The organism is Azomonas agilis, assembly GCF_007830255.1.
Classification (GTDB): domain Bacteria; phylum Pseudomonadota; class Gammaproteobacteria; order Pseudomonadales; family Pseudomonadaceae; genus Azomonas; species Azomonas agilis.
On record NZ_VLKG01000002.1, the window covers coordinates 196736 to 215282 of the forward strand.

Below are 18547 nucleotides of genomic sequence, written 5' to 3' on the forward strand. Positions count from 1 at the left end.
AAGCTCCTTAGCTCGAAAAGACATTACAGATTTAGCGCCAGAGAAATGCTCAGGTTGCGCGGCTCACCCGGCATCACCCACAGATTGCTGTAGGAGCGCTCGTAAAAACGCTTGTCAAACAGGTTATTGAAATTCAGACCTAGGTTGATCTGCTGAGTGACAGGAATGCGGCTTATCAGATCCAAGGTGGTGTAGGAGGGCAGCTCGAAGGTATCGACGGTGTTACCGGAGCGCCGACCTACATAATTGACGTGGCCGCCCAGTTCCAGACCGCGCCAAGGGCCATCGGGCAAGGTGTAGATGGCCATCAAGCTGCCGCTGTTTTGCGGAATATTGAGCAAGCGCGTTCCTTTTTCTAAGGTATTGTCTTCCCTGATTTCGGCGGAAATGTAGGCATAAGCGCCAATAATGCGCCAATCGTCAGTAATCTGGCCGCTAAATTGAAAATCCATGCCTTTGCTGCGCACCTTGCCAGCGGTCATTTGGTAGCTGGTGTCCGTAGGGTCAGTGGTCAGCACGTTGCGTTTGATGATGTGGAAGGCCGCCAACGTCATGCTTAGGCGATGGTCGAACAAATCCAACTTGATCCCGGTTTCGTAGCCACGGCCTTTTTCTGGCTCAAAGGTGCCACCGTTTTTATCCATGCCGGTGTTGGGTTTGAAGGAGCGCGAGGCGTTGGCAAAAACACCCAATTCTGGGGTGAGCTGATACAGCAAGCCTACTCGTGGCGTGACTTCTTCTTGGGTTTGTTTGGCGCGCGTGCTTTTAACTTGGTTGTTTAGGCGGTGTTCGTAGTGCTCGTAACGTGCGCCGACCAAAGCCTGTAGACGCTCGGTGAGTTTGAGTTGGTCTTGGAAGTTAAAAGCACGGGAATATACTAGCTCATTGGTGTGGGTACTGCGTCCTGTGGGGCCGGTGCTAAAGGTGGGATGTGGTGTACCGTAGATAGGTTCGTATACGCTGAGGGTATGGGTAGGGCGAGAGCGCAGCATGCGTTCTTCTTTGGCGTAGCGCTCAACCTCAGTACCAAACAGCAGAGTGTGTTCAATGCCGCCGGTATGGAGTGTGCCGCGCAGTTCCAGTTGGGTGATTGCGTCCTGCCACTCGTAATCGCGGTGGCGCTGTTCGCGGTTTAGGGTTTGGTAATCGGCTGAAAGACTGCTGGCTTCGGTGGAATAGCCCTGCATCCGACCTTGCTTGTAGTGGCTGGCTAAACGCAGTGTCCAATCCTGATTCAGGTCGTGCTCTAGCTCGGCTTGCAGGGTTTCGTTGTTGTTGCTGATTTTGCCGTCGTTAGGTTCGCCGAAGAAGGCGGAGCGGGACACATGGCTTAAGTGTCCTCCCGGTGCAATCACGCCTCGGTCGAAGGTTTGTCGGTTGCGCACGATTTCCGATTGAACCAGCAAACGGGTATTGGGCCGCAGTTCCCAGCTAAAGGAGGGCGCAAACAACTGGCGCTCGCCGGAGCGGTAATTGCGAAAACTCTGCTTATCTTCCGCTGAGGCATTGAGGCGGAACAGCATCTTGGCCTCATCGTCCAAAGGCGTGTTGAAGTCCAGTGCTGAGCGGTACTGATCCCAACGCCCAGCACTCAAATTAATACGGGTGAAGCGTTCAGCCTTGGGTTTTTTGCTGACCAAATTCACCGTACCGCCGGGATCGCCGCGTCCGTATAGGCTGGAAGCAGGGCCTTTGAGTACGTCCACGCGCTCAATATTGGCCGTATCGGGGGTGTTCATATAGCCCCGATTCACGCTGAAACCATCGCGGTAGAACTCGGAGGTGGTCAAACCGCGAATGCTGTACTCATACATCGTCAGGCCGCCAAAATCGTTTTGGCGCGAGGCTCCGCCGGCAAAATCCAGCGCTTTTTCCACCCGATGTACGTTCAAATCTTCCAGCACCTTGATCGGAATGGCGCTGATGGATTGGGGAATATCGCGGAGGTCGGTATCGGTTTTAGTGGCGCTGCGGCTGCGCAGTACGCGGTAGCTCTGTGTTGTTTCTTGATCTTGAGGGCTGCTTGAGTGCCCGCTAATAACCACCGCATCCAGTAACGTGGGTTCTTCACCGGAGGCGTTTGGCTCGCCAGCGGCTTGGCTCAGGCTAGGGCATAAACTTAGGGTCGCCCCGCCGAGTGAGCCGAGGATAAGTGCTAGGGGCGATGAAAATAGGGTTGCTAAAAAAAACCGCATAATAGATGTTCATCCACGCAATAAAGTGGGGTAGGCCCAAAAAGGCGTTGTGATCCTGATTCATCTGTTATGCGGAATAGGGTGGGCTGCGAGCACGTCTTGGGTGCGGGTCTGAAGAGCGCTTGGGCGATTCAGACTGATCCGGGGTAGCAGGAGCATGGAAGGCCAGCTTTAAAAGCCAACAAGCTCTGGTAGGAATAAAGGGAACCTTGAGGATCAGTTGGCAATAACTGCAACTGTCGAGCTTGTGGTATGGATGTCCAAAGGGAAGAGGAGCTTGGGGCGTTTCGGACTGTACTGAGTGCTGCGCCCCACAGAGGATTAAAGGCGGCTCAAGGTCAGATTGCTGTTTTAGATGAGCCCATAAGGGCATAACCCAAAGCAGACACAGGGCAAAGAGGCCACACCAAGCCATCTTGAATGATAAGGCTTGACGCATCATGTGGGGCGCGTCCCTGTGTCAGAGCGAGTATCCATAGGCCAACAGTGAAAAATACAGAAAATAGGCACACTTGTAGCATGGTGGCCATACAGAAGTCTGTCATCTAGCTGACATCTTCGGCGGGAGCCTATCAACAAAGGTTTTGGATAGAATAGAACACTTACTCCTTAGTCGCTCTCGTCTGAGATTTATCCTCCATGTCCAGCCAGTATTCCGGTTCTGACTCTGTGGCGCGCCCTTTAAGCCGTGGCGATTTGAAGACTCTATCGCTGTCGGCCCTAGGTGGTGCGCTGGAGTTTTATGATTTTATCATTTTCGTGTTTTTTGCCACGGTGGTAGGGCAGCTCTTCTTCCCCGCCGAAATGCCGGAGTGGCTGCGCCAAGTACAGACCTTTGGCATCTTTGCCGCTGGTTATTTAGCCCGTCCCTTGGGTGGGCTAATCATGGCGCACTTTGGTGATCTGCTGGGGCGCAAGCGGGTGTTTACCCTCAGTATTTTTCTAATGGCTGTCCCCACACTGTGCATGGGGCTATTACCTACCTATGCAGATATCGGCATCGCTGCGCCCTTGGCGTTATTGGCTTTGCGAGTCGTTCAGGGGGCGGCCATTGGTGGCGAGGTGCCCGGCGCTTGGGTCTTTGTGGCTGAGCACGTTTCGGATCGGCACACAGGCTTTGCCTGTAGCACGTTAACCGCAGGATTAACAGCGGGTATTTTGCTGGGTTCTATTACCGCGACCCTAATTAACCACCTATTTAGCCCGCAACAGGTGGCCGATTATGCGTGGCGTATACCCTTCTTACTCGGTGGCGTGCTGGGACTATTCTCGGTGTATCTGCGCCGCTGGTTGCATGAGACTCCCGTTTTTGCGGAGCTGAAACAGCGCCAATCCTTAGCCGACGAGTTACCCTTGAAGGCTGTGATTCGAGCCCATCGGCCTGCGGTGTTCTTATGCATGTTGCTGACCTGGGTGCTGTCGGCGGGGATTGTCGTAGTGATTTTGATGACTCCAAGCCTGTTGCAGACACAGTACGGCATCAGTCCGACCGATGCGTTGCAGGCTAATAGCCTAGCCATCGTTGCTTTGAGTGTGGGCTGTGTATTAGCTGGCTGGATTGTGGATCGTATTGGGCCGGGACTCACCTTTATGGGCGGTGGGCTCTTGTTACTGCTCAGCACGGCGCTGTTTTATGGCTATTTAGCCCAGCATCCAGACTGGTTATTGCCGCTGTACGGCTTAGCGGGTTTCTCTGTGGGAGCCATTGGAGCCATCCCGATGGTGATGGTAAAAGCCTTTCCAGCGGCTGTACGCTTTTCAGGGTTATCCTTCTCCTACAATCTGGCCTATGCCCTGTGCGGCGGTTTAACGCCGATATTGGTCAGCCTGTTATTAACGTGGAGCCCGATGGCCCCCGCTTATTACGTTGGCAGTCTGTGTGTGCTGTTTATTCTGTTAGGGTTGTGGTTATGGCGTGGTACTGAAACGGCCCGCGTGATTTTAAATCCTGTTCAGATCCTCTAATTGGAGTTTTTCATGGATGCACTGAGCCTTTTGCAAGCCCGTTACGGCATATCGGACGTATCACGCTCAAAATCTTGGTCGCCCCTGATCGAGCAATTGTTAGAGCATCGCTCGGTACGCCATTACTTACCTGATCCGGTGACGGATGATCAGCTCCAAGCGATGATGACAGCGGCGCAGTCTGCTGCCAGCTCTTCTAACCTACAGGCTTGGAGCGTGGTAGCGGTGCGTAACCCCCAAACTCGTGCCTTATTAGCCGAATGCGCAGGTGGTCAGGCCCATGTAGCTGAAGCGCCCTTGCAACTGGTATGGCTGGCGGACTTGGCACGCCTTGAGCATCTGGCTGCCCTGAATGAGCGCCCTTCAGAAGCCATTGATTATTTAGAAATGTTTGTGATCGGAGTGATTGACGCAGCCCTTGCCGCCCAGAATGCAGTGGCCGCCGCTGAATCGCTGGGGTTAGGCACGGTGTATATCGGTGGTATGCGTAATCAACCCGAGCGCGTGGCCGAATTATTGAAACTACCGCCTAAAGTGGTAGCCGTATTTGGTCTTTGTGTGGGTAGACCTGACCCCAGTAAACCGGCTTCCATTAAGCCGCGTCCGCCACAAAGCTTGCAGCTTCACCAAGAGCAGTATCAGCCCCTTAGCGCACAGGAAGCCGACATTGCCGCCTACAACGACAGAATGGCGGCTTTCTATATGGAACAGCAGATGAACGTAAAAGGCACTTGGGCCGTACATTCAGCCAAACGCATTGCTGGCCCTGATGCGCTTTCTGGACGGGATCGGTTGCAGGCTGCGTTAAAAACCCTAGGCTTTATGCTCAAGTAAAGAGCCATGTCCAGTCTGGCTCAAGGAGTAGTTTTGTGAACAATCGTCAGCGTGAAATCGCGACTGCGTTAAAGGTTCGTCCTCCCTTTAGTGGCCCAGAAGAGGTACAGGCTGAGATTCAGCGCCGTGTGGCCTTCATCCAGCAATGTTTGCGTGATGCTAAGATGAAAACCCTAGTACTTGGCATCAGTGGCGGCGTGGACTCCACCACCACGGGCCTACTGTGCCAACGCGCTGTGCAAGAAATGCGTGCTGCCGGAGAAGGCGAGGACTACCGCTTTATCGCGGTGCGTTTGCCCTACGCTGTGCAGCACGATGAAGACGAAGCCCAGTTAGCCGTAGATACCATCCAACCCGATGAATGCCACACCGTTAATCTACATGGCATGGTGCAAGAATTAGCGGCAGCCACCGGCGAGCTGGAAAAGCTCTCGCCATCCGTACGTGACTTTGTACTAGGCAATACTAAAGCTAGGATGCGCATGGTAGCTCAGTACACCATTGCTAATGCGCGCCAAGGTTTGGTGGTTGGCACCGACCATGCCGCCGAAGCGGTGATGGGGTTTTTCACCAAGTTTGGTGATGGGGCTTGCGATCTCACACCACTTACCGGATTGGTCAAAAATCAGGTACGCACTTTGGCAGCGGCCTTAGGTGCTCCTGAGCAACTGGTGCATAAAGTACCCACGGCAGATTTAGAAGAACTACACCCCGGCAAACCCGATGAAATGGCCCACGGGGTTAGTTATAAAGACATTGATGCTTTTCTACTCGGGCAGGAAATTCCCGAATCCATCGCTGCTGCGATCATCGCCACCTACGATAAAACCGCCCATAAGCGCGCTTTGCCAAAAGAGCCTAGTTAGAGAAAGTTAAGTGATGAGTATTGAGTTATTACCAGGGTCTATAAGAGATAATTATGAGACTTATGAATGGAAGCACGCTTGTGCAATTTTGAAAGAGGATTTTCCGGAAGAGTGGAAAAATATTATTTCGGTCTTAAGTGAGTTTAAGTTGTATAAGTCTTGGATTACTAGTCCAGGAGGGCAAAAATCTAAAATATCTGACTTTATTGATAGTTATTTATATGAGTTAGGTTGGGTCGAAAAGGATTTTTCGACAAAGGTGGTTGTGGATGGAGTTTCTGTCGAGACTCCAACTCACAGAGTTGATTGCTTTAAAAATCGTATAGCACTTGAAATTGAGTGGAATAATAAAGATCCATTTTACGATCGAGATTTGAATAATTTTAGACTCCTATTTGATCTGCGGGCAATTAGTGTTGGTGTTATAATAACTAGATGTGATGAGTTACAAGACATATTTAAAAATTTGGGCAAAGGATCTTCATATGGAGCCTCAACGACCCATATGGGGAAACTAATTCCTCGTATAGAGGGTGGTGGTGGAGCAGGTTGTCCAATTTTAGTCTTTGGAATATCAAAAAATTTGTACATTGAGGATGAGAGATGAGTGCATCTGATGATTTATTAGCTGAGGCGGGGGGCAGAAAGTTTTCGACTGTTTTAGCGGATCCTCCTTGGCAATTTCAAAATAGAACAGGAAAAATAGCCCCAGAGCATAAGCGGTTGGCTCGCTACCCAACAATGTCCTTACAGGAAATTAAAGATTTACCTGTTGAGGCTATTGTAAAAGATGCTGCCCATCTTTATTTATGGGTTCCGAATGCCTTACTGCGCGAAGGTTTGGATGTAATGAGCCATTGGGGTTTTACTTATAAAACCAACTTGATTTGGTATAAAGTACGCAAAGATGGTGGTCCTGATAGACGAGGAGTTGGTTTTTATTTTAGAAACGTAACTGAGGTTATTTTATTTGGGGTGCGTGGAAAAAATGCGCGTACTTTACAGCCAGGACGGAGCCAAGAAAATATAATTTCATCTCAAAAGAGAGAGCACAGTCGTAAGCCAGATGAGCAGTATGATCTTATAGAGGCTTGCAGTCCTGGGCCTTTTATTGAATTATTTGCTCGTGGCCCTCGTAAAGGCTGGTTTAGTTGGGGGAACCAAGCTGACGAATATACCCCAGACTGGGATACTTATTCCAATCATTCGCAATCAAATATCATACCTATTAGGCAAAAAAAACTGCTTTAACTAGCTTTTTGGATTGTTGATTTAATTAAATAAAAGTACGGAATATTTAATGAGCGGTTTACCCCAGTGCCCAAAATGCAATTCAGAATATACCTACGAAGATGGAGCCCTCTACATTTGCCCCGAATGCAGTCATGAATGGGATCAAACCCAAGTGGCGGAAGCAGAGGCTGGGTCAGTCATCAAAGATGCGTACGGCACGCAACTGGCAGACGGTGATAGCGTAACCGTGATTAAGGATTTAAAAGTTAAAGGCTCCTCCTTAGTGGTTAAGGTAGGTACTAAAGTTAAGAACATTCGTCTGGTGGGCGGCGATCACGATATTGATTGCAAAATCGACGGCATCGGAGCCATGAAGCTGAAATCCGAGTTTGTCAAAAAAGCCTAATTCTAAGTTAAATATCAGTGGTGGCATGGCGACTGCCACCACTTTTTTCACATGCTAAAATGCGCGGTTAAAATTCGTTTTGTAAGCACTTATAGGCTAAGACTAAGTCAATATTGGTACGGGCGACATCTTCCGAAAATTCAGCGGCTGATATATGCACGGGGGGATACTGAGTTAAATCCGTATTAGGGCCAATATGCTCTGTTGGTGGAACATAAAAGTTATCGGGTAAGTTACAGCCATCAACCACAGAGTTATGTCTTACAACGCATCCATCGCCTAAATTACAATTAAACAATACGCTATTAAAGCCTATAAAAACTCGATTTCCTACCGTGCAAGGGCCATGTACGATGGATCTATGGGCAATGGAAGTAAACTCCCCAATTTGTACTAACGCACCCGATTTAGAGTGAATCACTACGCCGTCCTGAATATTAGAGTTAGCACCTATAATAATAGGCTCCATATTACCTTCAGCATCCGTTTCATCGGCTCTTAGCACGGCGTAAGGGCCAACGAATACATTATCTCCAATAATTACTTTGCCACAGATAATGGCCGTCTTATCGATATAGGCGGATTCAGAAATAATAGGAAGATCACCGGATGGATTTTTACGAATCATTGAAACGTCCATAGTGCTGTAGATTTGTTATGTTATAACATATTAAATATTAATCCAAAATGAATAGATACCGATGGAAAAGGGCCACTGTGTTTTGGGGAGCGGCGTAAATTTAAGGACAGCACTGGTTTGTTTTGGTAGGTCTATATTATGATGCGGAGTTTTGAAATATTTGACCGAGAGCACAGGCCGTCATGGAAATCAACCCGATCCTGAACAGTATTAAGGATTTATCCGAACGCACCCAAGCCATTCGGGGGTATCTTTGACTACGATCTTAAAGCTGATCGCCTGACCGAAGTCAACCGTGAGCTAGAAGATCCCAACATCTGGAACAACCCAGAATACGCGCAGAATTTGGGACGTGAGCGGGCACAGTTAGCCCTGATCGTTGAAACTCTGGACGAACTGACCAGTGGTCTAGCAGATTCCCGCGATCTGTTGGATATGGCAGTCGAGGAAAACGACCAAAATGCCGTCGATGATGTGGCGGCTGAGGTGGATCGGCTGCGGGAAATTCTGGAAAAGCTGGAGTTTCGTCGCATGTTCAGCGGCGAAATGGATCCCAACAACGCCTATCTGGACATCCAAGCCGGTTCCGGTGGTACCGAGGCGCAAGACTGGGCCAACATGCTGCTGCGCATGTACCTGCGTTGGGCGGATAAACACGGCTTTGACAAGGAGATTGTCGAGCTGTCCGAAGGTGAAGTGGCGGGCATTAAGAGTGCTACGGTGCACATTCGTGGCGAATATGCCTTTGGTTGGCTGCGTACCGAAATTGGCGTCCACCGCTTAGTGCGTAAGAGTCCCTTTGACTCCGGCAACCGTCGCCATACCTCCTTCTCGGCGGTCTTTGCGTCGCCGGAAATCGACGACAACATCGAAATCGACATCAATCCGGCGGATTTGCGTATCGATACCTACCGCTCTTCCGGTGCTGGTGGTCAGCACGTAAACACCACGGATTCGGCGGTGCGGATTACCCACTTGCCCACCAATACCGTGGTCTGCTGCCAGAACGAGCGCTCTCAACACGCCAACAAAGACCGCGCCATGAAGATGTTGCGCGCTAAGTTGTACGAGTTGGAAATGATGAAGCGCAACGCTGCGGCCCAAGCCTTGGAAGACACCAAGTCTGATATCGGTTGGGGCCATCAAATCCGCTCCTACGTGTTGGATCAGTCGCGGATTAAAGACCTGCGTACCGGCATCGAAAACAGCAACTGCGATGCGGTGCTGGACGGCGATCTGGACGAGTTTATTGAAGCCAGCCTGAAACAAGGGCTGTAACTGCACGAGCGAGCAGCTCCTCGTGACGGGGGCTGATGTGTGCCCAGCGGGAATTGCCCGCCCCATTGAGAACGATACGACGACCATGAGCGAACAACCGCTAAATCCGCATGCCATCCACGAGGAAGAAAACCAGCTGATCGCCTTGCGTAAGGAGAAGCTGGCTGCTGAGCGTGCCAAGGGCAACGCCTTTCCTAATGACTTCCGCCGCGACAGCTATTGCAAGGATCTGCAAGAGCAGTATGTCGCCGCCACCAAGGAAGAGCTGGAAGCGGCGGCGATTCCGGTCAAGGTGGCCGGTCGTATCATGCTCAATCGGGGTGCCTTTATCGTCATCCAAGATTTGAGCGGCCGTATTCAGCTGTATGTGGATCGTAAAGGTCTGCCTGCTGAAACTCTGGAAGCCATCAAACATTGGGACTTGGGCGACATCATCGCCGCTGAAGGCCCGCTGGCGCGCTCGGGCAAGGGCGATCTGTATGTGCACATGACCTCCGTGCGTTTGCTGACCAAATCCCTGCGCCCGCTGCCGGATAAGCACCACGGTTTGACCGATACCGAGCAGCGCTACCGCCAGCGTTATGTGGATTTGATTGTCAACGAAGAGGCGCGCCATACCTTCCGCGTGCGCTCTCAGGTGATCGCCCACATCCGCAAATTCCTCAACGAGCGCCAGTTCCTCGAAGTGGAAACCCCGATGCTGCAAACCATTCCCGGTGGTGCGGCGGCCAAGCCTTTTGAAACCCACCACAATGCTTTGGACATGCAAATGTTCCTGCGTATTGCACCGGAGCTGTACCTCAAGCGTCTGGTGGTCGGTGGTTTTGAGCGGGTGTTCGAGATCAACCGTAACTTCCGTAACGAAGGCGTTTCCACGCGCCACAACCCCGAATTCACCATGTTGGAGTTCTATCAGGCTTACGCCGATTACGAAGACAACATGGATTTGACCGAAGCGCTGTTCCGCGAACTGGCCGAGCTGGTGCTGGGCACTACCGACGTTCCTTACGGCGACAAGGTATTCCACTTCGGCAAACCCTTTGCGCGCCTGTCGGTGTTTGATTCCATCCTGCAATACAACCCTGAAATCAGCGCTGCCGATTTGCAAGACGTTGAGAAGTGCCGCGCCATCGCCAAAAAGGCTGGGGCTGATGTGAAGGGCTTTGAAGGTCTGGGCAAACTGCAAACCATGATCTTCGAAGAGCTGGTGGAGCATCGACTGGAGCAGCCGACCTTCATCACTCGTTACCCCTTCGAGGTGTCACCGCTGGCGCGCCGTAGCGACGATGACCCAAGCGTGACCGACCGTTTTGAGCTGTTCATCGGTGGTCGTGAAATCGCCAACGCCTATTCCGAGCTGAATGATGCAGAGGATCAGGCCGAGCGTTTCCACCAGCAGGTGAAAGACAAGGATGCAGGGGACGACGAAGCCATGCACTTCGACGCCGACTTTGTGCGCGCGCTGGAGTACGGTATGCCCCCGACCGCCGGCGAGGGCATCGGTATTGACCGTTTGGTGATGCTGCTGACCAACTCGCCTTCCATCCGGGACGTGATTTTGTTCCCGCACATGCGGCCTGAGCAGTAAACTCCCAGCTTTGCGGATCCTGCAAGGGATCCGCCTCAGCCGGAGGTAAGGATGAGCGCGGCGGAACTGACCGAGTATCAGCGTCTGGTACGCACCCTGTCGGATCGCATCGTTGAAGCACAGATCCCTATTCGAGTGCTGGATGCGGTGAAGTGGACGGACAGTCTGCGTCAGGGATTTTTTGCGGCCAAGGGTAAAGCCTTACCGGCTGTGGATCGTGCTTACTACGAGAATCGTCCCCTAGGTTTTGACGCGGCGGCTAAAAAGCAGGAATTTCAGGCCATTGAGCGGGATATTACCCGTTATATGGGGCAATTTAGCCCTGTGGGCCAGATCATGCGCCGCATGTGCAAAGAGTACCGTATGGTGGTACGCATGCTGGAGGCGCGCGGTACAGCGGATTTTGGCTTGATCTCTCAGGATTTGTACGGCTCCGCTACCGATGCTTTTCATGCCGGTGATCCTACCTTGGCGGATCTGGGCTTGATGCTGTCGCGCTATCTGGACAACATCGACCGCCGCAGCGATTTAAAAGACGAACCCAAAACCCTGAACTCCAATCAGGCGGTGGAGCTGCTGCAAAGCCGCTTGGATCAGGTGTTTGGCGTGGGCGGAAACGTGATTCAGGTATTTGAGTCCGATGGCATTGTGGCCGATGCCGCTGCTGGAGCCGACTACATCAAAATCCGCCGCGATGCCCTGTTCAATCAGCGCGACATTCGGGCGTTAGAGGTGCACGAAGGTTTAGTGCACGTGGGCACCACCCTAAATGGGCAAAATCAGCCGATTTGCACCTTTCTGGCGAAGGGGCCGCCGTCTTCCACCATCACTCAAGAGGGCTTGGCCATCTTGATGGAGGTGATCGCCTTTGCCTCCTATCCGACCCGTTTGCGTCGTTTGACTAATCGTACCCGCGCAATTCATATGGCCGAAGAGGGTGCGGACTTTATTGAGGTGTACCGATTCTTCCGCAGCCAAGACTACAACGAAGAGGAGGCCTATACTCAAACCAGTCGCGTATTCCGAGGCTCTACGCCCCAGGGTTTGCCCTTTACTAAGGATTTGTCCTATTTGAAGGGCTTTATCATGGTGTACAACTACATTCAGTTGGCGGTGCGTAAGGGGCGCTTGGAGCAAATTCCGCTGCTGTTCTGTGGCAAAACCACTTTGGAAGATATGCGCACCCTGCGCCAGTTGGTGGAGGAGGGTATGGTGATTCCGCCCAAATATCTGCCATCGCAGTTTGCTGATTTAAATGCGCTCTCGGCGTGGATGTGTTTTTCTAACTTTTTAAACCACCTCAGCTTGGATCGGGTAGAAGCGGATTACGCCAATATTCTGTAGCAGTGGAGAAATGTAATAAAATTCGGCAGGCATTAGACTATGGTCTAATCTGTCTTATTCCAGACAGGCTGGCCATTTTGGTTTTGTGCGCATACGCCACACGCTGGCTTGTGGGGCATCCCGTTGCTTGTGTATGGTGTCGCCCCTCTTAGAGACTGCGTGCTGTACCCGCTACCTGTCTGAGCGAGCGCAACAGTTTTCCTAAGCGGCGGTTATTTTTACTTTCGAGGAGCTATCCAATGCGTGTGATTCTGCTGGGCGCGCCCGGTGCGGGTAAAGGCACTCAGGCTCGTTTTATCACCGAGCAGTTCGGCATTCCACAGATTTCCACCGGCGACATGCTGCGTGCTGCTGTGAAAGCAGGCACTGAGCTGGGATTAAAAGTGAAGGATGTGATGGAGAAGGGCGGTTTAGTCTCTGATGATCTGATCATTGCCCTGATTGAAGAGCGTCTGACCCAAGCAGACTGCGCCAAGGGCTTTTTGCTAGACGGTTTCCCACGCACTATTCCCCAAGCGGAAGCGCTGAAGAAAGCCGGCGTTACCTTGGACAAAGTGCTGGAAATCGCCGTAGAAGACGAAGAAATCGTGCAGCGTCTGTCCGGTCGCCGGGTGCATCCAAACTCAGGTCGTGTGTACCACATTGAGCACAATCCGCCGAAAACTGCGGGTAAAGACGACGTGACTGGCGAAGATCTGATTCAGCGCGACGACGATAAAGAAGAAACCATCCGTAAACGTCTGGCTATTTACCACGATCAAACCAAGCCGCTGGTGGATTTCTACCAAGCCTTGGGCGCTACCGAAGGCAAGCCGAGCTACGCTTGTGTGGCGGGTGTAGGCACCGTGGATGAAATCGCCACCAAGGTTCTTGCAGCGCTGAAATAAGCCGTTTAGTACCCTCCCAGCGGGGCAGAGTAGAAGCATCTTGGGCTTCTGATACACTGCCCCGCTTTGTTCTGCCCTGTTTTTGGATAACTACCCATGACCACCTTACTGGCACTCGATACCGCTACGGAAGCCTGCTCGGTCGCGCTTCTGCATCAAGGCCAGATACTCAGCCACTATGAAGTTATTCCGCGCCTGCATGCTCAGCGAGTGTTGCCTATGATTCAACAGCTTATGGCTGAGGCGGGTTTGCCTTTATCCGCGCTAGAAGCCATTGCTTTTGGACGCGGGCCGGGAGCCTTTACGGGGGTGCGGATTGCTGTGGGGGTGGTGCAGGGCTTGGCCTTTGCGCTGGATCGCCCTGTGTTGCCTATTTCCAATCTGGCCGCTATTGCCCAACGCGCATGGCGTGAGCAGGGCGCACAGCAAGTAGCTGTAGCCATTGATGCCCGCATGGACGAGGTGTATTGGGGCTGCTATCAAGCCCACGAAGGGGTGATGCAGTTGCAAGGCTTAGAAGCCGTATTGCCACCGGAGCAGGTCAGCTTGCCGCGTACTGCTGAGGGCGATTGGTTGGGTGCAGGTACGGGTTGGACGTATGCGGCGCGGATTCCTGTAGCTTCAGTAGGCTTAGAGGTCGGTTTACTGCCCCATGCCCAAGATTTGCTGACCTTAGCTCTTCCCGCTTGGCAAAAAGGCGAAGCTGTAATCGCTGATGAGGCACAGCCGGTTTATTTGCGGGATAAGGTGGCGACTCCAAAGAAGTCTAGTTAGGGGTAATACTTAACTACTTTGTTGGTACACGCTAGAGCGATGTCCAACCTTGATTACGCTTATAACCAGTTCTGCATCCCGTATTTCGTAAATGATGCGGTACATTCCTTGTCGCACTCGGTATTTTTCAGCTCCCGTGAGTTTTATGCACCCCTCTGCCCTTGGATCAGCCGCTAGAGCCTCAATCCTCGCTAGAATTTTTTTCACATCTGTACTTGGAATACTACGTAAATCCTTGGCAACAGATTTCTTAAAAAGAATTTTATATTTTGCCATCGGCCTGTAATTCGTTGATTAGGGCTTCGTAGGTCATTTCGGGTTCGTCGTTTCGTTCAGCAATGGCTTCCAGATCTTGCTGATCTTCGGATATTAAAAGCCGCACCGCTTCATCAACGATTTCTGATACAGAGACTTGGGAGATGGCGGCTTTCATCTTTAAGGCTTGGTGAATACTGGGTTCAAAATACACAGTGGATCTTTTGGATAATTCGCTCATTAGATATCGCTCTAAAGACGTGACTAAATTCAGTTTTAGCGTTTTAGCGTTTTAGCGTTTTAGCGTTTTAGCGTTTTAGCGTTTTAGCGTTTTAGCGTTTTAGCGTTTTAACTGTAGACCATTTTCTCAAGTTTTACTGAATTTGTTTCGCCCTTAGTGGAAATGCTTTAATGCCTTTCTCTTATTTCGCCCTTAGCCACCTTGAGGATGTAGCAATCCATCATGCGTATTGAAGGCTCTTCCTCATTTCCGGTTCCCAGTCGGCGGCCGAATACACCGGCTCCAGCTTCAGGACGTACTCAATCGGAACAGCCTGCACGCTCTCGCGCACAGGCCTCAGGGCGCACAGCCCAAGCGCGTCCTGTGACGGTGGAAGGGCTATCTTTCTTGGCCGCCCAAGCCTTGGCCAGTTACACCGAGATTGCAGGCTTTGATACGCCAATGCCGGAATACACCGATCTGTTGATGGGCGTGGATCTGTATGTCTGAGCGGGGCTTGCCCTATGTGTTGGGCTGCCCTTCATGGAGCGAAGCGGCATGGCAGGGTGCGCTGTATCCGGCTGGGGTATCCAGCTCAGCCTTTCTGGAACACTATGTGCGCGTGTTTAACGGAGTAGAAGGGAATACCACCTTTTATGCCCGTCCTTCTGCGGCTACAGTTCAGCGCTGGGCCAGCATCATGCCGCCTGATTTTCGCTTTTGTGCCAAGTTTCCGCGTGATATCAGTCATGCTGAGGATTTGGGCACAATGCAGGCAGCAGCGGTTGATTTTGTGCATTTGCTGGCCCCGTTAAGTAGCCGATTAAATCCCCTCTGGCTGCAATTGCCCGCTCGTTTTACAGCGCTGCGTTTGCCGGAGCTGGTGAGCCTGTTGGAAACCTTGACTCCTTTGAGCATTCCCTTAGCCGTTGAAGTACGGCATCTGGAGTTTTTTGCCAAAGGTGAGGCCGAGCGCAGTCTCAACCGTTTATTGCGTGACTATGGAGTAGAGCGGATTTGTCTGGATTCCCGCGCTTTGTTTAGTTGCAGCTCTTCTGATCCTGCGGTGCTACATGCCCAAGGACGTAAGCCGCGTTTGCCGGTGCGACCCGCCGCTTTAACCCAGAGTCCGCAAGTGCGCTTTATCGGTCGTCCTGAGTTGGAAGCCAATGATCCCTTTCTAAAGCCTTGGATCGACAAGTTGGCGGAGTGGATAGAAGCTGGATTAACGCCTCATATTTACCTGCATACACCGGATAACCGCCGAGCGCCGGAGTTAGCGCGCCGTTTTCATGGGTATTTGATGGAGCGCTTACCGGGGCTGCCCGAGCTGAATTGGCCAGAGCCCGAGCAGCGCCAGCCCAGTTTGTTCGATTAGCCTTTAGGCGTGACGAATACCCGTTGCTTATCGGGGGTGCGGCTGTTGGTGCAGGTGGTGAAACGGTAGTTCAGGTCGTAGCAGATAAAGACTTCTCTAAAGGCATTTTTAGAGCCGACCTGCACAGCCACCGCATCACGAGGCAGCTTCAGGCTTTGGTTGGCCTGCACAAAGGCCTGAATGATTTCTCCAGCGGTGGTATAGCCATCGGCGTTCACTAAGCGGCTAAGGTCAGGCTTAGTCAAAGCTTGAGATAGGGCGCGGATTTTGTCGAAGTAAGCGGGCGCGCTCAAGCCACTGCAACTGCCGTGTTTTTGCCATTGCCCTTGAATCAGCCCAATACTCGGTACAGTGCATAGATTCTTTTGTACGGTGGCTTTATCCACCATTGATTGCTCACAGTGGCGCGGATGATCGCACTTGTCTTTGGCATTGGAGTTCTGTGGCCAAAGACCATGAACCACAAAGCCAAACTTGTTTTTTTCACATTGGAAGCGGAAGTCTTCAGAATCGTGCTTGGTACTAGCACAGTATTGGGGCGACCAAGACAGCGCCAGCACAAAGGAGTCCGGGCGACTGTTATTGGCACAGTCAATCTTTTGCAGCTTAGGCGCTGGAATACTGCTGGGTAGGTTGCAAGCTTCCTGCGCCTGTACTCCTTGACTGGACAGGAGAAGGCTTGCCGCAACTAACAGCGGTTTAAGGTACTGCATGATTCTTCCTTAAGGCTCGTCAAAAAAGCGCTCGTGCCACTCCACCAAGGGTTGGGGGCGGTTGTTCAGTTTTTGGCTGTAAATGACCGCATAAGACAGCACGTTTTGCACATATTGACGGGTTTCATCAAAGGGGATGCTTTCAATCCACACATCAAAAGACAGATGTCGCGCATCCTTCAGCCACTGACGCACACGTCCCGGCCCTGCGTTATAAGCGGCGGAAGCCAATACACGGTTGCCGTTAAACTGGCCGTATACCTGACTCAAATAAGCGGCACCCAACTGAATATTGGTGCTGGGGTCTAAAACCTGTTGGTCCGATTTTAGGGGGATACCAAAGCGCTTGGCGGTTTCTTGGGCGGTGGCAGGCATTAATTGCATCAGGCCGCTGGCCCCTACTGAGGAGCGGGCATCGGTCATAAAGGCGCTTTCTTGGCGGGTAATGGCAAACACCCAGCTTGGCTGTATTTCACGCTGTTGCGCAGCGTTGACCATATGTTCCCCGTGCGCCATGGGGAAACGTACCTCTAAATCATCCCAATATTGCGCCTGACTGATGCTGCGAATGGCGGGAAAGTACCAGCCCATCTCGTAACCCATGCGGGCTTGGGCGACTAATTCGTCACGCTGGAATACGTTGCTGGTGTGATACCACTCACGGCGGGCTTCGGTGATTTGGCCTCGGGCATAAAACTCCATAGCGCGCCGGATGATGGCTGAGTTGCGTACCCGATTGACCAGTTGCGGGCTCAGCTCCATGGGTTGATGGCGGACTTGATAGGTAGTGCGAATACGGTCGGCGGATAAAAAGCCGTAAAAGTCGCGTTCTTGGGCTACAGCTTGGTAGAGCAAACGGGCTTTGGCATCGTCCTTATGGGACAGCTCTAAGCTACGGGCTTGCCAATAACGCCAACGGTTGGTACTGGCTAATTCCAGCGGTAAACGGCTGGTGAGTTGATAAGCTTCATCCCAACGCCCTAGGCGCAGCAGCAGGCGCGCCCGCCATTCGGTCAGGGTTGCGTCTTGGAGTTTGGGATCGTACTGGGCCATGATGTCTAAGGCGCGCCGGTCAAAGCGTTTGGCTAAACGCAAGCCAATTTGACGGGCTAAGGCTGCCTGTTCATCCTCAGAAAAGGCCACACGACGAGCATAAGCCTCCAACAGATCGGCGGCTTGATCGACGTTTTGCTTCACCAGTTGCTTTAAGCCTGCGCCTACCGCATCGCCCATTTCTAAGCTAGAGGGTACAAAACGCTCCGGCTGATTGAGTAACTGTGGCTTCTGGGCGGTATCCAGCATCAGTTGCCCGGTGGTTTGCCAGCGGCTGGGCAGTTGTTTAATCAGCGCTCGGGCCAAACTGGTGTTGTTCGCGTCTACTGCCAGCTTAGTGCGTTGCCAGAGTTTATCGTCCGTCAGTGCGCCACTGGCGGCCCAGCGGCTGAATAAAGGATCGCAGGCATTGGGTTGGGAATCACCCACCATCCATAGGCGCTCAGCAACGGCATAGCCTTCAGGGGTTTTGCCTAGAGCCAATAACGCCTGCCCGTACAGACAGTCCAATTCCGCGAATTTTAGGTTCAAATCGTAATGGCGGATGAAGTTTGACCAATCGCCGCGCTCTGCCAGTAATTTTAACCAGCGCATTTTCATCCAACGGATTTGCGGCAGATCGCCGTGCTCCAGTAAAAAGGCATCTACTTCGGCACTGCTGGCGGTATTAAGACGTGCGGTCAGTTCGGTATAGGCCAGATAGGGCTCAAGGGGGTAATCGCTTAAGGCTCCTTGGTAGGCTTGATACACGGAGGCATCGCCTTTGGCCAAAGCTTTTTGAGCGGCATCATAATACTGGCGTTGTTGCTCTAAGGTGGCTGCTTGTACGGAAGGCAGTAAGCTCAGGCTAAGGCAACACAGTAAAAGCAGTCGACGGCGCATGGTAGTTCCGGCAGGAAGCGTGGGAAGGGCGTAGCT

The 18547-nt window shown here is 52.0% G+C and carries 20 protein-coding genes; 13 read left to right on the plus strand and 7 right to left on the minus strand.

The features are described from left to right. Nucleotides 1-23: 23 nt before the first annotated feature. Both LX59_RS03270 and LX59_RS03275 read right to left on the minus strand, forming a co-directional pair. Complete coding sequence (locus tag LX59_RS03270) at nt 24-2195, minus strand: TonB-dependent siderophore receptor (protein ID WP_144570414.1); 2172 nt, start codon at nt 2193-2195, stop codon at nt 24-26. 67 nt (nt 2196-2262) lie between these two features. After that, a complete protein-coding gene (locus LX59_RS03275) occupies nt 2263-2637 on the minus strand; it encodes a DUF2946 family protein (RefSeq protein ID WP_144570415.1) in 375 nt (124 codons plus the stop codon). A gap of 197 nt (nt 2638-2834) precedes the next feature. Between LX59_RS03275 and LX59_RS03280 the strand changes: the two genes are divergently transcribed. From LX59_RS03280 to LX59_RS03305, 6 genes are read left to right on the plus strand one after another with little or no spacing between them, the layout of a single operon-like run. After that, on the plus strand, nt 2835-4160 hold the full coding sequence (locus LX59_RS03280) for an MFS transporter (protein ID WP_144570416.1): 1326 nt from the start codon (nt 2835-2837) through the stop codon (nt 4158-4160). A 12-nt stretch (nt 4161-4172) separates the two neighbouring features. Further along, a complete protein-coding gene (locus LX59_RS03285) occupies nt 4173-4994 on the plus strand; it encodes an NADPH-dependent oxidoreductase (RefSeq protein ID WP_144570417.1) in 822 nt (273 codons plus the stop codon). A gap of 35 nt (nt 4995-5029) precedes the next feature. Beyond that, a complete protein-coding gene (gene nadE, locus LX59_RS03290) occupies nt 5030-5860 on the plus strand; it encodes an ammonia-dependent NAD(+) synthetase (RefSeq protein WP_144570418.1) in 831 nt (276 codons plus the stop codon). A 13-nt stretch (nt 5861-5873) separates the two neighbouring features. Further along, nucleotides 5874-6467: a BglII/BstYI family type II restriction endonuclease gene (locus LX59_RS03295; protein ID WP_144570419.1), complete on the plus strand. Its 594-nt coding sequence runs from the start codon at nt 5874-5876 to the stop codon at nt 6465-6467. Beyond that, entirely contained in the window at nt 6464-7111 is a 648-nt protein-coding gene (locus tag LX59_RS03300) for an MT-A70 family methyltransferase (protein WP_144570420.1), read from the plus strand. Before LX59_RS03295 ends, LX59_RS03300 begins: the two co-directional genes overlap by 4 nt. Nucleotides 7112-7160: 49 nt before the next feature. Further along, nucleotides 7161-7499 (plus strand): zinc ribbon domain-containing protein YjdM, encoded by a 339-nt coding sequence (locus tag LX59_RS03305; protein ID WP_144570421.1) that lies wholly within the window; start codon nt 7161-7163, stop codon nt 7497-7499. A gap of 67 nt (nt 7500-7566) precedes the next feature. Here LX59_RS03305 and LX59_RS03310 read toward each other — a convergent pair whose 3' ends face one another. Then, on the minus strand, nt 7567-8127 hold the full coding sequence (locus tag LX59_RS03310) for a gamma carbonic anhydrase family protein (RefSeq protein ID WP_144570422.1): 561 nt from the start codon (nt 8125-8127) through the stop codon (nt 7567-7569). Nucleotides 8128-8321: 194 nt separating this feature from the next. Here LX59_RS03310 and prfB point away from each other — a divergent pair. From prfB to tsaB, 5 genes are all read left to right on the plus strand, one after another. Beyond that, a protein-coding gene (gene prfB / locus LX59_RS03315) for a peptide chain release factor 2 (protein WP_144570423.1) occupies nt 8322-9417 on the plus strand; the annotation gives its coding sequence in 2 pieces (ribosomal slippage) (nt 8322-8393 and nt 8395-9417; 1095 coding nt in all). An 85-nt stretch (nt 9418-9502) separates the two neighbouring features. After that, nucleotides 9503-11005: a lysine--tRNA ligase gene (gene lysS / locus LX59_RS03320; RefSeq protein ID WP_144570676.1), complete on the plus strand. Its 1503-nt coding sequence runs from the start codon at nt 9503-9505 to the stop codon at nt 11003-11005. Between the two features lie 51 nt (nt 11006-11056). Then, nucleotides 11057-12349 carry a flavohemoglobin expression-modulating QEGLA motif protein gene (locus tag LX59_RS03325; RefSeq protein WP_170234327.1) on the plus strand — a complete coding sequence of 431 codons (1293 nt, stop codon included), beginning with the start codon at nt 11057-11059 and terminating at the stop codon, nt 12347-12349. Between the two features lie 239 nt (nt 12350-12588). After that, complete coding sequence (adk, locus tag LX59_RS03330) at nt 12589-13236, plus strand: adenylate kinase (protein WP_144570424.1); 648 nt, start codon at nt 12589-12591, stop codon at nt 13234-13236. A gap of 96 nt (nt 13237-13332) precedes the next feature. Further along, complete coding sequence (tsaB, locus tag LX59_RS03335) at nt 13333-14010, plus strand: tRNA (adenosine(37)-N6)-threonylcarbamoyltransferase complex dimerization subunit type 1 TsaB (protein WP_144570425.1); 678 nt, start codon at nt 13333-13335, stop codon at nt 14008-14010. A gap of 9 nt (nt 14011-14019) precedes the next feature. On the opposite strand, the gene LX59_RS16120 is transcribed toward tsaB, so the two are convergent. After that, nucleotides 14020-14286, minus strand: a complete 267-nt coding sequence (locus tag LX59_RS16120; RefSeq protein WP_144570426.1) for a type II toxin-antitoxin system RelE family toxin — start codon at nt 14284-14286, stop codon at nt 14020-14022. Beyond that, the gene (locus LX59_RS03345; RefSeq protein ID WP_144570427.1) at nt 14273-14506 is read right to left on the minus strand and encodes a CopG family transcriptional regulator; all 234 of its coding nucleotides are present in this window, start codon (nt 14504-14506) and stop codon (nt 14273-14275) included. Before LX59_RS03345 ends, LX59_RS16120 begins: the two co-directional genes overlap by 14 nt. Before the next feature lie 222 nt (nt 14507-14728). On the opposite strand from LX59_RS03345, the gene LX59_RS03350 reads away from it, so the two are divergent. Further along, a complete protein-coding gene (locus LX59_RS03350) occupies nt 14729-14995 on the plus strand; it encodes a hypothetical protein (protein ID WP_144570428.1) in 267 nt (88 codons plus the stop codon). After that, nucleotides 14988-15863 carry a DUF72 domain-containing protein gene (locus LX59_RS03355; protein WP_144570429.1) on the plus strand — a complete coding sequence of 292 codons (876 nt, stop codon included), beginning with the start codon at nt 14988-14990 and terminating at the stop codon, nt 15861-15863. The genes LX59_RS03350 and LX59_RS03355 overlap by 8 nt, the downstream gene beginning before the upstream one ends. On the opposite strand, the gene LX59_RS03360 is transcribed toward LX59_RS03355, so the two are convergent. After that, nucleotides 15860-16576, minus strand: coding sequence for a ribonuclease T2 family protein (locus LX59_RS03360; RefSeq protein WP_144570430.1), 717 nt, complete (start codon nt 16574-16576; stop codon nt 15860-15862). The genes LX59_RS03355 and LX59_RS03360 overlap by 4 nt on opposite strands. A 9-nt stretch (nt 16577-16585) precedes the next feature. Next, on the minus strand, nt 16586-18511 hold the full coding sequence (locus LX59_RS03365) for a transglycosylase SLT domain-containing protein (protein ID WP_144570431.1): 1926 nt from the start codon (nt 18509-18511) through the stop codon (nt 16586-16588). Between the last annotated feature and the right edge of the window lie 36 nt (nt 18512-18547).

Bases quoted from the DNA above. Each gene is read 5' to 3' on its own strand.
- LX59_RS03270 (WP_144570414.1), bottom strand. From the start codon at position 2,195: ATGCGGTTTTTTTTAGCAACCCTATTTTCATCGCCCCTAGCACTTATC.
- LX59_RS03275 (WP_144570415.1), bottom strand. From the start codon at position 2,637: ATGATGCGTCAAGCCTTATCATTCAAGATGGCTTGGTGTGGCCTCTTT.
- LX59_RS03280 (WP_144570416.1), top strand. From the start codon at position 2,835: ATGTCCAGCCAGTATTCCGGTTCTGACTCTGTGGCGCGCCCTTTAAGC.
- LX59_RS03285 (WP_144570417.1), top strand. From the start codon at position 4,173: ATGGATGCACTGAGCCTTTTGCAAGCCCGTTACGGCATATCGGACGTA.
- LX59_RS03295 (WP_144570419.1), top strand. From the start codon at position 5,874: ATGAGTATTGAGTTATTACCAGGGTCTATAAGAGATAATTATGAGACT.
- LX59_RS03300 (WP_144570420.1), top strand. From the start codon at position 6,464: ATGAGTGCATCTGATGATTTATTAGCTGAGGCGGGGGGCAGAAAGTTT.
- LX59_RS03305 (WP_144570421.1), top strand. From the start codon at position 7,161: ATGAGCGGTTTACCCCAGTGCCCAAAATGCAATTCAGAATATACCTAC.
- LX59_RS03310 (WP_144570422.1), bottom strand. From the start codon at position 8,127: ATGATTCGTAAAAATCCATCCGGTGATCTTCCTATTATTTCTGAATCC.
- lysS (WP_144570676.1), top strand. From the start codon at position 9,503: ATGAGCGAACAACCGCTAAATCCGCATGCCATCCACGAGGAAGAAAAC.
- LX59_RS03325 (WP_170234327.1), top strand. From the start codon at position 11,057: ATGAGCGCGGCGGAACTGACCGAGTATCAGCGTCTGGTACGCACCCTG.
- adk (WP_144570424.1), top strand. From the start codon at position 12,589: ATGCGTGTGATTCTGCTGGGCGCGCCCGGTGCGGGTAAAGGCACTCAG.
- tsaB (WP_144570425.1), top strand. From the start codon at position 13,333: ATGACCACCTTACTGGCACTCGATACCGCTACGGAAGCCTGCTCGGTC.
- LX59_RS16120 (WP_144570426.1), bottom strand. From the start codon at position 14,286: ATGGCAAAATATAAAATTCTTTTTAAGAAATCTGTTGCCAAGGATTTA.
- LX59_RS03345 (WP_144570427.1), bottom strand. From the start codon at position 14,506: ATGAGCGAATTATCCAAAAGATCCACTGTGTATTTTGAACCCAGTATT.
- LX59_RS03350 (WP_144570428.1), top strand. From the start codon at position 14,729: ATGCGTATTGAAGGCTCTTCCTCATTTCCGGTTCCCAGTCGGCGGCCG.
- LX59_RS03355 (WP_144570429.1), top strand. From the start codon at position 14,988: ATGTCTGAGCGGGGCTTGCCCTATGTGTTGGGCTGCCCTTCATGGAGC.
- LX59_RS03360 (WP_144570430.1), bottom strand. From the start codon at position 16,576: ATGCAGTACCTTAAACCGCTGTTAGTTGCGGCAAGCCTTCTCCTGTCC.
- LX59_RS03365 (WP_144570431.1), bottom strand. From the start codon at position 18,511: ATGCGCCGTCGACTGCTTTTACTGTGTTGCCTTAGCCTGAGCTTACTG.